Origin of the sequence: Lactobacillus hamsteri DSM 5661 = JCM 6256 (assembly GCF_000615445.1) — a bacterium.
Classification (GTDB): Bacteria; Bacillota; Bacilli; order Lactobacillales; family Lactobacillaceae; genus Lactobacillus; species Lactobacillus hamsteri.
This window is the reverse complement of the sequence record NZ_BALY01000021.1, coordinates 19,991-31,795: the sequence shown is the minus strand read 5'-3', so window position 1 is coordinate 31,795 and position 11,805 is coordinate 19,991. Positions and strand designations below refer to the sequence as shown.

Annotated in this window: 17 protein-coding genes; 13 read left to right on the top strand and 4 right to left on the bottom strand. The window is 29.5% G+C overall.

What is annotated here, in order from left to right; genetic code table 11:
• Positions 1-84 precede the first annotated feature (84 nt).
• The 4 genes from JCM6256_RS06340 to JCM6256_RS06325 all read left to right on the top strand — a co-directional run bounded on the left by JCM6256_RS06340 (position 85) and on the right by JCM6256_RS06325 (position 1,699).
• Complete coding sequence (locus JCM6256_RS06340; protein WP_025080908.1) at positions 85-594, top strand: GNAT family N-acetyltransferase; 510 nt, start codon at positions 85-87, stop codon at positions 592-594.
• A 43-nt stretch (positions 595-637) separates the two neighbouring features.
• Complete coding sequence (locus tag JCM6256_RS06335) at positions 638-943, top strand: hypothetical protein (protein ID WP_025080907.1); 306 nt, start codon at positions 638-640, stop codon at positions 941-943.
• 142 nt (positions 944-1,085) lie between these two features.
• Positions 1,086-1,364: a type II toxin-antitoxin system Phd/YefM family antitoxin gene (locus JCM6256_RS06330; RefSeq protein ID WP_025080906.1), complete on the top strand. Its 279-nt coding sequence runs from the start codon at positions 1,086-1,088 to the stop codon at positions 1,362-1,364.
• A gap of 5 nt (positions 1,365-1,369) precedes the next feature.
• Complete coding sequence (locus JCM6256_RS06325; protein ID WP_025080905.1) at positions 1,370-1,699, top strand: type II toxin-antitoxin system YafQ family toxin; 330 nt, start codon at positions 1,370-1,372, stop codon at positions 1,697-1,699.
• Positions 1,700-1,727: 28 nt separating this feature from the next.
• Here the strand turns inward: JCM6256_RS06325 and JCM6256_RS06320 are convergent, their stop codons facing one another.
• Entirely contained in the window at positions 1,728-2,951 is a 1,224-nt protein-coding gene (locus JCM6256_RS06320) for an MFS transporter (RefSeq protein ID WP_025080904.1), read from the bottom strand.
• Positions 2,952-3,260: 309 nt separating this feature from the next.
• On the opposite strand from JCM6256_RS06320, the gene JCM6256_RS06315 reads away from it, so the two are divergent.
• The 5 genes from JCM6256_RS06315 to JCM6256_RS09975 all read left to right on the top strand — a co-directional run bounded on the left by JCM6256_RS06315 (position 3,261) and on the right by JCM6256_RS09975 (position 6,228).
• Positions 3,261-3,620: a DUF6176 family protein gene (locus tag JCM6256_RS06315; protein WP_025080903.1), complete on the top strand. Its 360-nt coding sequence runs from the start codon at positions 3,261-3,263 to the stop codon at positions 3,618-3,620.
• A gap of 92 nt (positions 3,621-3,712) precedes the next feature.
• Positions 3,713-4,891 carry an SLAP domain-containing protein gene (locus JCM6256_RS06310; protein ID WP_025080902.1) on the top strand — a complete coding sequence of 393 codons (1,179 nt, stop codon included), beginning with the start codon at positions 3,713-3,715 and terminating at the stop codon, positions 4,889-4,891.
• Positions 4,892-5,023: 132 nt separating this feature from the next.
• On the top strand, positions 5,024-5,461 hold the full coding sequence (locus tag JCM6256_RS06305; protein WP_025080901.1) for a hypothetical protein: 438 nt from the start codon (positions 5,024-5,026) through the stop codon (positions 5,459-5,461).
• Between the two features lie 200 nt (positions 5,462-5,661).
• Positions 5,662-5,892: a hypothetical protein gene (locus JCM6256_RS10395; RefSeq protein WP_025080900.1), complete on the top strand. Its 231-nt coding sequence runs from the start codon at positions 5,662-5,664 to the stop codon at positions 5,890-5,892.
• Between the two features lie 21 nt (positions 5,893-5,913).
• Positions 5,914-6,228, top strand: a complete 315-nt coding sequence (locus JCM6256_RS09975) for a type II toxin-antitoxin system PemK/MazF family toxin (RefSeq protein WP_155833173.1) — start codon at positions 5,914-5,916, stop codon at positions 6,226-6,228.
• 182 nt (positions 6,229-6,410) lie between these two features.
• Here the strand turns inward: JCM6256_RS09975 and JCM6256_RS10610 are convergent, their stop codons facing one another.
• From JCM6256_RS10610 to JCM6256_RS06280, 3 genes are all read right to left on the bottom strand, one after another.
• Positions 6,411-6,806 (bottom strand): MFS transporter, encoded by a 396-nt coding sequence (locus tag JCM6256_RS10610; protein ID WP_269079371.1) that lies wholly within the window; start codon positions 6,804-6,806, stop codon positions 6,411-6,413.
• Between the two features lie 69 nt (positions 6,807-6,875).
• Positions 6,876-7,700, bottom strand: a complete 825-nt coding sequence (locus JCM6256_RS06285) for an AAC(3) family N-acetyltransferase (protein ID WP_025080897.1) — start codon at positions 7,698-7,700, stop codon at positions 6,876-6,878.
• 137 nt (positions 7,701-7,837) lie between these two features.
• The gene (locus JCM6256_RS06280; RefSeq protein ID WP_025080896.1) at positions 7,838-8,689 is read right to left on the bottom strand and encodes a helix-turn-helix domain-containing protein; all 852 of its coding nucleotides are present in this window, start codon (positions 8,687-8,689) and stop codon (positions 7,838-7,840) included.
• 99 nt (positions 8,690-8,788) lie between these two features.
• Between JCM6256_RS06280 and JCM6256_RS06275 the strand changes: the two genes are divergently transcribed.
• The 4 genes from JCM6256_RS06275 to JCM6256_RS06260 all read left to right on the top strand — a co-directional run bounded on the left by JCM6256_RS06275 (position 8,789) and on the right by JCM6256_RS06260 (position 11,803).
• Positions 8,789-10,360 (top strand): ATP-binding cassette domain-containing protein, encoded by a 1,572-nt coding sequence (locus JCM6256_RS06275; protein WP_025080895.1) that lies wholly within the window; start codon positions 8,789-8,791, stop codon positions 10,358-10,360.
• A 2-nt stretch (positions 10,361-10,362) separates the two neighbouring features.
• Positions 10,363-11,037 carry a DUF4097 family beta strand repeat-containing protein gene (locus JCM6256_RS06270; RefSeq protein ID WP_051545886.1) on the top strand — a complete coding sequence of 225 codons (675 nt, stop codon included), beginning with the start codon at positions 10,363-10,365 and terminating at the stop codon, positions 11,035-11,037.
• A 99-nt stretch (positions 11,038-11,136) separates the two neighbouring features.
• Positions 11,137-11,397: a hypothetical protein gene (locus JCM6256_RS06265; RefSeq protein WP_025080893.1), complete on the top strand. Its 261-nt coding sequence runs from the start codon at positions 11,137-11,139 to the stop codon at positions 11,395-11,397.
• Position 11,398: 1 nt separating this feature from the next.
• Positions 11,399-11,803: a type II toxin-antitoxin system death-on-curing family toxin gene (locus JCM6256_RS06260; RefSeq protein WP_025080892.1), complete on the top strand. Its 405-nt coding sequence runs from the start codon at positions 11,399-11,401 to the stop codon at positions 11,801-11,803.
• Positions 11,804-11,805 lie beyond the last annotated feature (2 nt).

Here is an 11,805-nt window from a genome sequence, read left to right as displayed (position 1 = left end):
CAAATGGCCGATCTTTTTTATCGAAAAATATTGTATTTTTTATTGTTATGATTAAAATATTCAACAAAGTAAGAAGGAAAATGTATGGAGACTTTTACATTATTTACTTTTAACGCCAAAGGTCATGAAATAAAATTAGTTTTACCTGAAGTATGGCAAGCTGAAGCCTTATTTGATGAATTAAGAAAAAATCAAACTCAATTATCAAAGTGGTTAACTTGGGCAAATAAAGTAGATTCAGTGAACAAAGAAGTTGAATCAATTAAAATGTTTCTCAAAAAAATGCTGGATGGTACTGCTTTTAACTTAACAATCTTTGTTGATGGGCAAGCTAAAGGGATGATAGACTTACATAACATTACTCAAGAATCTGGAGAAGTTGGATATTGGCTTTCATCCGACGCACAGCATTTAGGAATAATGACTAAAAGTTTAAACTTGTTGTCTAAATATGCTTTTACGCAATTAAAATTGAATTACTTAATTTTGCGAGCAAAAGTTGATAACTCAGCAAGTCAGCATGTTGCAGAACGTTGTAATTTTAAATATTTAAAAATTGAAGATGAATTTGAAGTTTTTCGCTTAGATAAATAATAAAAATAAGCTAATAATATTTAAGTTTACTTGAGGCAAATATTTGAAAGATTGGATTATTAAAAGAACTGAAGAATATAGTAATAGCTTTTCAAAAAAGCAAACTAAAATTTTGATGATTATTTTAACAATTTCAGTACCGATAATGTTGCTTATTCCATTTTTAGGTTGGAAAAAGTTTGATAATTTTTTAATTAGCATTTGGGGATTGATTTTAATTGATGTCCTTGGAGTGTTTTTTGCAAAACATAGAATGAATTTCATTGTTGCTATTGTATTAGGCGGATTAATCGCACTGCTTTTGGATTGTTTATTATTCATATATGTAGGCTGGGTATTAAAAAATTAAAAATGTTAAAAGTATTTTATGAAAAGGCGGTAAGAATTTAGTATAGCAGACAACTTAAGATATTTGACGCTTTTTAAGCTTCTATATTTCTAAAATGTAACAAAATAATGTACAATATTAAGTACGAAAGGTTGTGATAATTATGGCTTTAGTAGCTACTCAAAGTGATTTTAGATCACATCTAAAAGATTATTTAGATCGTGTTAATGATGATGGTGAAACTATTTATATTGCAAGATCTAGGCAAAGAGGAGTTGCTGTTTTATCACAGGAGAAATTAGATTGGTTAGAAAAGGCTGCCTTTGCTGATAAAAAATCTGTAGAATATGCAATTGCAATGGATAAGTTAAAAGAAGAGGGAGTAATTCCAGATAATGATCCTGAATTAACAGGCAGTGATTATGAAGAATACTGGAAATAAAAAATATGAGTAAATATATTTTTAAGCCTAGAGATACATTTACTAAAGATTTGAATTATCTTTCTAAAATAGATAAGAGTATTAGGCTCGAAATCAAAAGTGTGATAGATATTTTAATAGATGGTGAAAAATTACCTGATGAATATGATGATCATGAATTACAGCGTAAATTTCAAGGTTATAGAGAATTTCATATTCGTGATACACCAAAAGGAATTCGTGCATCAGAAAAGAATGATGTAATAGTTATCTATAAAAAGCAAAGAAAACGTCTCATTCTTATTGGAGTTCGAGTGGGATCGCATGATAAGTTATTTAAAAATAAGCATAAATAAGGAGCTAGCGTTAGCTAACTCCTTATTTTTATCTATTAAAAATGAAAAAATAAAAGATTGAGGTTATAACCTCTGCGATACCTTCTAGAGCTATAGTCCAATTACTTCCCAAATTTTGTACAATAATTCCACCTAAAAATGAACCAATTGGAATCATACAATTGATAATGCTACTGTTAATTGTCTCAATTCTACCTAAAATATGTGGATTAAAACTTTCTTGAACCAATACTTCGAAATTAATATTCATCATACTTATCCAGAGTGCACTGCTTAAGGCAAAAATAATAAGCAAAAATGGTACAAAATTTGCGATAATTGCTTCCAAAATCACTGAAATGCCTGAAAAAAATAAACAAATAGTGACCCATTTTTCTAATTTTTTCTTACCAAAAGAAAATTGTTGAACTAATAGGCTGCCAAGTAAACCACCAATAGAAGAAGTTAGTTCTAACCCACCATAACCAATTGCAGAATTAGTTAAATATTTACTAGCAAAATATGGTAATCCTACAGATGCAATTCCATAGAATAGATTAGTTACCGCAAAAGGGATGATCAAAATTAGAATTTTGCCTTCATTTTTTAAAATATTCCAACCTTTCATTAAATCTTGCCAGTAATTATTAGTAAAAAAATCCTTATTTTTAGGAATTAATAATTTTTTAGGCAAAAGTAATTTCACATAAAAGGTCAATGCAATTGAAAAGGTAAAAGCAGAAATAATCATCGTGCCGTTTAAAGAAAGATAAGTTATTAATAATGTTGCTAAAGCATCAAGAAACAAATCTAAAGTTTGATAGGTCATTTGAAAAATCCCGTTTACTTTGCTTAATCTGTCTTTAGTAACAAGTGCTGGTAAAATCTTTTCTTCAGCAGGGTAGATTAAAGTTGAACCGATGGTTGATAAAACATATATTGCCAACAAAAATATAACAATCAGACTATGATGACTTTTTGTAAAAAACAAAATGGTCGCTATAATCGATAAAACAATCTGACCAATCGTTGTAACATTTAACAATTTCTTGATATATGTGCGATCAATTAATGGCCCAAATAAAAAAGCCAACATGTCAATAGTTGAATCAGCAATAAATATTAATGACAAAACTATTGGTGAGTGAAATTTAGTTTTAAAAAACCACAAAATTGTCATGTAAAAGAGTGAATCAGCAATATTTGTGGCAACTCTTCCAATTAGTAAATTTCTAATATTAAGATTTTCTTTTTGGATTAAATTTTTTGACATTTTCCCGTTCCTTTTCGTTAATACTCAATAGTACTCTGAAAGTTTAGGGAAAAGATATCTATATAAATTTAGCTAACAAACCCCAAACTTTCAGAAAAAGTTGGGGATCAGCCTTAAGTATAGCTTAACGGCTGATAAGAAAAAATTCAGTCGCAAGCTTAAACCTAAGGTGCTTTGATTAAACACTTAGAATACATCTCCTATGTAAAAAGTTGAGATCATTATAGCATAAAAATTAATTATATATTAAAATGTGCTTAATAATATGGAGAGATACAATGAATGAAAAGGTAGAATAAGGTAATAATTATGACTAGAGTTGAATTAACACGTTTCAGAATTAAAAAAGGCAAAGAAGATAAAGCACAGGAATGGATGGATTTTCTTAATAGTCATCATGAAGACACAGTGGGAACAATGGCGGCTGAGAAAATGTACGTTGAAACTGTTTTTGCTGAAAAAGCTACAGATGGATATATGTATTTTTACTGGTATTCTATTCAAGGTGAAGGTGGACAATCAGTAGAAGAATCAGAAAATTATATTGATAAAAAGCATAACGAATATTGGGATGAATGCATTGATGAAACTTATAAACCCATTGATATGAAATTGGAGGAAAGTTTGATTGCACCCAAGATAAATAAAATTATTGAAGAAATTAAGTAAGAATAATCTATCAAAAATGGATAGGTTAAAAAGAAATACAATTTCATAATCAATTGATATAATTAACAAAAAGATTTTTTGAGGTAAAAATTATGAATTTAAAGAAAATTACAATTTGCTCTGTTGCTTTAACATTGGCTGTTGCGCCTGTAATTAGTAACGTAAACAATATCGATTCAGCTTCAACGATGACAGTTAAAGCGGCTACTTCACAACAAGGAAAAATTAAATTAGTTAAGAATATTGATTATACTGGTTCCGCATTGCCAATTCCGGTCTACAACAGTAATGGTAAGGAAATTACAAATTATAAGAAAATTAACGGTGATACAACTCTTAAGTTTTATGGTAAACCTGTAATTTTAAAGGGACAAAAGTATAATATTGAAAATCCATTTCCACCTGTAACTATTAATGGAAGCAATTATGTTAGCTTAGGTGATAATGGTTATATTAAGCAAAAGAATTTAGGCTCATTTAATCCTAAAACTGAAACGGTAAGCTTAGTTCGTAATTCCTATGTGTATGATGTAAACGGCAAGAGGTTGAAGAGCTATCGTAGTGGTAAGGCTTATATTAAAGCACACACTCCTTTTAGATATGTTGGAAAAACTTCATATTATCTTCCACAAGCTTACTTCCGGATTGGAACAAATGCTTATATTCGCGCATCTTATGTAAGTCAAATGAATGGCAAATCAATTTTAACATTGAACAGCAATACTTACATTTATGATAAAAATGGCAAGAGAATTAAAAACTTTAATGGTCAAAGTAAACTTTTAAAGGAGTCTGTTGTTACTACTACAAGCAAAGTAAGGGATGCTACTAGCTCAAGTCAATATTATTTCTATAAGAATAATAAGAATTCAAGTACGGCAAAATCAACTTTTGCTACAAAGAAGATTAAGGGCCAAGATTACTTTGCTATTGGTAATGGCGGCTATATTAAAGCGGCAAATGTTATCACTGCTAACGGTATGATTTTGTTCAACAAAGGTCCAATTACTGTAACACTTCCAAGACAATTAACTATTTATAATAGTAAGTTTAAGGAAACTTCAAAGATACTTAAAGCTGGTACGAAGGTGAAGTTGAGTAAGACTATTTATGATAATAGCTTAAGTGATCCACAACTTTACTTTAAGATTTCTGGAAAAGATCAATATTTATACTGGGGTGATGCTGGAGAATATCCAGATCGCGCAGCAAATTATGATCCAAATTACAACCAAGGTTATTCATTTAGTTTCCGTCAATTTATGGAATAAGAATATATCGAAAAAGGAAGAGCAAGAATTTTGCTCCTCTTTTTTAGAATAAGTGGAAATTCTAACGATTAGAATAACTTTTTTGGTACACTGAATAGTAGCTAGTTTATTTCTTTATGAGGAGATTTTTCAATGCTAAAAGATGAAAAGAAGTTTGATGAATTAGGCCAAAAGTTATTCATGAAAGGTGTTTTGCAAAACTTTGAGCAAAAGCATGGTCCAATCAAGGGCAGAATGATGGTTACAGAGGGCAAGATTCCACCTGAAATGTTAATGCAGTTGCAACCTGAATTAATGAAGAATCCTAAGTGGATTGTTGTTGAAGGTAGCTTTGATTTTTCTAATTATATGATCGGTATGGTAATTGGTTTGAATCCGATTAAGCCTTTGGCTAATGGTTGGTTGATCCCACAGTTGCAAAATCCAGGCGTTAAACCAACTAAGAATTGGCAAGAATTCTTTATGGAAAAAGTAATGGAAAAAATTGGTGACAACGGTAAGCTTGATTTACCAATTTATAGCTGGATTTCAGATAAAAGCGATTTGACTTTGACTGATAAGGAAAAGTAGCAGAAATTTTTAAATATGTTTTCACATATATAATAAAATTTAAAAATTAAAGAAGAGTGTCTGGTAAAAATTAACCTTTTATTTTGTGGAGAGTTTTTTCCAGACACTTTTTTGAAAATATATAAATTGAATATTTCCACATTTCAATATATACTTTATATATATAAGCGAGCGGAAGGATTTATAGAAAGGGTATTCTAATGACTGTAAAAATTAGAAAAGTTGGAAGTTCAAATGTATTAACTGTACCTAAAGGTATTAAAGTTACCAGTAAAGAATTTGATGTATATGAAGGCAGAGAAGGTGCAATTACATTTTTACCAGTAACTGATAATCCGTTTAATACAACAAAAACATTGGAAAAATACGGAAAGTATGACGATGATGATACAGGATTTATAGATGCTGGGGTTGAAAAAGATGAAATCTAATTATATACCGATAGGCAGGATATTATTTGGATAAACTTTCTTCCTTCAGTAGGTGAAGAAATACGTGGTAGACATCCAGCAGTTGTTTTAAGTACAAAAATATATTCGGAATTAACGGGGCTTGTGTTGGTAGCTCCAATTACACATGCGGCAAATAATAGATTAAAAGATTTCTTTATTCCAATAAAATCTTCTAAGAATATAGAAGGGTTTATTAATCCTTTACAAATTTTTACCTTTTCTTTTAAAAAGAGAAAGACTGAATATTCTGGTGAAATATTAACTGATAGTACTTATGCTATGGTACATAAACGAATTAAACAATTAATAGATTAACGAAAATTGTTAATGTGTGTTCTTGTATTAATTTATTGATTAGCTTGTAACTTGCTGTAGTATGAGTAAAGAAAAAAAGCCGACTATACAATCGTCGAGCCCATAATGCATCTTCAACAAAAATGTTTTTCTGTTGAAAAAACAAAAGACTCTTATCTACATAAAAAAGTAGGTAAGAGTTTTTATTTTGAAAATAACATATTAATTCCACCGCATATTACAAATAATGCACAAATTAAAATTAATATTTCGTATCCTGAATAGTCAAGAAGACCACCTATTATTGAACTAATGGGTCCGCCAATTGAAGTGCCTGTACGAATAGTTGTCAAAACGTGACCTAAATATTCATCGTTACTAGTAATTTGAATCATTGATTCAGAAAGAATATTTTGAAGGCTTGTTAAAAATCCAAATATTAAAATTAAAAACGAAAAAATTATCCAATTTGAAATAAAAATAAGCATTAAAAATAGAGGAATCGAAGATAAAATCCATGTAAAACTAATAGTTTTAATTTTAGTTTTTAACCTACCGGATAAAAATGCTCCACACATAAATCCAATAATGAAGCAAATGTAGAAAATACTATTAAAGTAAAAAATAATAAAAAGAAGAAACTTAAAAAATAAGTTTCTTCTTTTGCTTTAGTCTATTCCATTACCATATTGTCGATCTTTTTGATCAAACCACTCACGTGCAAAATCAATTAAAGGCCGTAAATTAATTACTTTGATAATACCTTTGCTCAATTTAAGTGATTTAAATTCATTGGGATATTTGGCTTCGAAAGCTTTACCAAGTTCATTGAAATCATCGTAAGAATCTAAATCGACATTTTCATATTTTGTCCAAGTAGTCTTGCCTTTTTCATCGATTCCAGTTGCAGCTGAATAAATCTCAATCTTGCGGTGGATCGTCGATTCAGCATAATGAAGCATAGTGCAAGTTTCATAATCTGTCCCTAAAAAAATAGTTTTACCATTATTTTTGTATAAATAATCGAGAGGACTATTAAATCCATACGGCATGTTTAAAGGTTGCTTTTTAGCAATTTTTTTAGCATTTTTACCCCAAATAGCGATTGGCAAGTAGGGATGCGTGCTTCTTACAACGTCAGGAAGACTTCTAAAATATTCAGGAGTGAGTCCTAGTCCTTCAGTTGCAGAAGTTTCAGGATTATATGGCGGCATTGAGTCACGAATTACTTGAATTAAGTCTTTGCGAACAGGTGGATATTCCCAAGTTGCAGGATCACAGTTAGTTGACACTTGTGATGGCATCATCAAAGTTCCATCAGATAAAGTTTCTTCAAGCGTATTGATAATCGTTTCAGCGCCACCAGGTAAAAATTGAAATTTACTCATAGCAGTGTGAACTATGCAAGAATCTGTGCTTTTAATTCCTAATTCAATGAAAGCTTCTTTTAAATCATTTTTTGTGACAACAGTTTCGATTAAATTTTCAGACATCTTTTTTCCTTTTCTAAATTAAAGTAATTACTGGCTTGGTCTGAAAAATAATACTCTTGTCTTAATTTCCATATTGTTAATTTTATTCTTTTTATTGCTCATTTTGTTTTCCTTTCAAGTTAGTTGATAGTTATATTTTAGCGCAATTCTTTTACTCTTTTAAATATGTCTAAAAAGGTATCAGCAGCTGCATTCATTCCCAAATCTATTGTGTTTTGAATAAATTTCAAAACATAATTCTCATCGTCGTTTTTCATATAATTAATAATGCGTTTCATAAATGCAATCGTCATTTTGAAAAAGCTAAACACTTGAGGAAGATCAACTTGATCAAGTGTTACTAATAACTTCTTTGCGTGTTTCAAATCTTTTCGAAAGATCAGTGAAAGAGTAGCATCACTTAAAACCCCCATCATGTTGCCAAGATTGTAATGAGTAGAATCTTCTAAAACTAATTTTTGATTGTTCAAAATCTGCATTGCGATGCTAAAAACACGATCAGACTTAATCATAAAAACACAATTGCCAAAGAATGAAAGATTAAAAGTGCTCCAGACTTTTATTTGTGATAAATACGTATATAGACGCATTTGATCGGGAAAAGGTAATAAATTTTTATTTTTGATAATCAAATATTGGTTACAAAGAATGACCGCTAAATATAATTCATAAAATCTCTTTTTTTGATGATAAAGATCAAGATACTTTTCAATCAGTTGTTTCATCTTATCAGTATCCTCATCATTTATAACTTGTCGCATTTCTAGTGAAATATTTTCGCTATTATCGATTTCTGCATTACTAATGAATTCATTTGGAGTCAAATGAATTCGATTTATCAAATTAAGTACATTGTCAAAACTTATTTGAATTTTACCGTTTTCCCAACGAGATAAATTTGAAGTTGAGCAAATACCTTTTGCTGCATCAGCTAAAGTAATGTTTTGTTCTTTTCTTAATTTTTGAAAATTTGGTCCTAATGATTTCATGTTTGCCTCTTAAATTAATATTGCATATATGCAATATATCATTTTCAGCCAAAAATATCATGGCATAATTACTACAACATCTGTGGAGGAGTGAAAAATATGCTTTATAAATACTCAAATCATTTCAAATTTATCTTAATGGTCTTGTTAGGTTTTATTTCAAATTTTAATGCAATTTTGCTTGCATATATGGTTCAAACTTTAACTAATATAGCAACACAAAGAAATTATTCTAATGTTGGCAAATTTTTAATAATTGTCATTAGCGGTTTTATTATTGCTTTTCTTGCGGGGTTGCTTTTTAATCGTTTAAAAACTAATGCAATCAAGGAGACTAATATTTATTTACGGAAAAATATTTTCAAAGGGATGCTTGCAGAAGATCCTGATAAAAATATTGACGGCTTAGGCTTTTTAACTAATGACTTCAAGTTGCTTGAAACTAATCGCTTTGATGCTCAAATTGAAATAACGATGCAAATTTTTAGCCTAATTTTAGCTTTAAGTTATGCTTTAACGGTGAATTGGTTGATTACTTTAATGTTTCTAGTTAGTTCTTGTGTTCCAATGCTTGCTTCCGGTCTTTTTCAAAAAGTCATTCAAAATTCTTCAGAAAAGTGGACAAAGGCTAATAGTAAATATGTTAATCAGACTAAGAATTTTTTAGCTGGTAGTGAAACTTTGCAGCTTTATGAGAAGCAAGAAAATGCTGCTCAAAAGAATACCCAAAAGATTATTTCACTTGAAGCAGCTTTGCAGAAAATGAATTTGCTTAATCTTGATACTAATTCGTGGATTCAATTGTTAGGAAATGTAGTTACTTTCTTAGCTCCATTTTTAGTTGGAATTTATATGGTTGTTAAAGGAATGACAACTTTAGGCGCACTTTTTGCAATCGTGCAGCTTGCTAATTCATTTGTGAGTCCAATTTTGCTTATTTTAGAAGATCGAAATCGCCTTTCAACCACTAAAAAAATCGTTGAAAAGTCAAATAAATTTCTAGCTTTAGCTGAAAAAGATAGTCAAGAAGATCAGATTGATGCAGATGATATAATTGTTGAAGATCTCACTTTAATTAGAAAAGATCAAAAATTAGCCCAAGGAATTAATTTTAAAATTGAAAAAGGTACTAAAACAGCAATTATTGGTCCTTCAGGCGTCGGCAAATCAACCTTATTACAATTTTTAATGAATGGAAAGTATGGTCATGCGAAGAAAATTTTACTTAATAATAAGGAAGAAAAGGCTGGAAGTTTTATAAATGTTTTTGCATATGCTAGTCAAGCTCCCGTAATCTTTGCCGATAATTTATGGTTCAACCTTACTTTAGGTGCAAATATTTCTAAAGAAGAAGTGAAAAAAGTATGCGATAAGTTAGATTTAACAAAGATTGTTGAAGAGAAAGGCTTTGACTACTCATTAGGTGAGAACGCCGACCAATTGTCAGGCGGTCAACTTGCCAGAATTGAGTTGGCAAGAGCAATTTTAGCCAATCGTTCAGTACTTTTACTTGATGAAATTAATGCTTCACTTGATAAGAAAACTTCTGATAGTATTCATGAATATTTATTAAATTCTGATTTAACTTTTGTTGAAGTAATTCATCATTACCAACCTGAAGAATTGAAAAAATATGATCAAGTTATCGATTTGAAAGAATATGTGGATTAAAGATGAGAAAAGGAAGAATTATGATTGGGATAATTGGATTGTTGATTTTATTGGTTGTGGGATGTGTTTGGCTCGAATTTAATGATGAGAATAAAAAGAAAACAGAAATAATTGAAAAATCCATTTTAGTAACAGCTTTTAAAAATGTAAAAATTGATAGTACTACTGATAATGTAAAGTTTAAAATAGGTGACCATTATTGTGTAACTTATAAGGGAAGAGAAGATATTAAACCGGTAATTGTAGTAAGAAATGAAACATTAAGTATTAATTCGCCAAGTGAAAATATCATTATTAATGGTAGTATTTTTGATGAAAAGCAAGAACAGCAATTATTAACTATTGAAATGCCAGAAAAAGAATTAGATAGTTTATCAATTGATCTATCAAATGGTTCTATTTCTACAGATAAGTTAAGTGTAAAAAACGGTAATATTGATACTTCAAATGGCAATGTGAATATTAAAAATTTGCTTACTAAAAAAGAGTTTCAGATTGATGCTTCTAATGGAAATATTAGAGTAGAAAAAGCTAATGCTAAGGGATATGATTTTTTTACCTCAAATGGAAGAATTTTTTATAAAGGAAAGAAAATAACGAATTCTTATAATGAAGATCAAACAAATGTTAATACTTTGAAAATTAGTACTTCAAATGGTGATATTACAGTTAATTAAGTCGATTAACAAAGGTATGTCTACTTTTTATGTTTGTTAATTTTATTCATACGTAATTACAATATGCTATAATGTACTTACAATTAAAAGGGTGATTTCATGGATTATATTAAAGAAAAAGAAACACAAGGATTATCAAAAATATTTAAAGCTGGTAATTCGGAAGCAATAAGATTAACTAAGAAAGATACATCAATTTTTAAAGTAAGGCCTGGTGATCAAGTGGTTAAAGAAATATCTCCAGATGGAATGTCTATTACCTTTAAAAGAATTCCAGAGGTATCTCAAGAAACGAAAGATATGGTTGCTGATGTTTTGAAAGAAGATAAAGATTTAATTTGGGCGTTAAAGGATTTATAAGATGAAATATAAGTATTTAACGGAAAGTGATCTTATTTATATTAATAAGGCTGTATTAGAATATACTGGCGAATCGCAAGATGTATTACAGTATCCGCAGGGGCTAAGTATAGTTAGTGAACAGCCTAAGATGATTCTGTTTGGTCATGAACTTTATCCTAATTTATGGGTAAAAGCAGCATTCATTCTTCAAAAGATTACCAAAAAACATATCTTTACGGATGGTAATAAAAGAACGGCTTATGTTGCTACTAAAATATTTTTAAAAAAGAATAATTATCATCTACGGTTATCAAAAGAAGCAGCAATCGCATTAATATTAGATGTAACTACAACAGATGATTCTCAAGAAGAAATGGAAAAGGTAGCCGATATTTTAAAAAATAATTGTCAAAAATGCCATTAAAT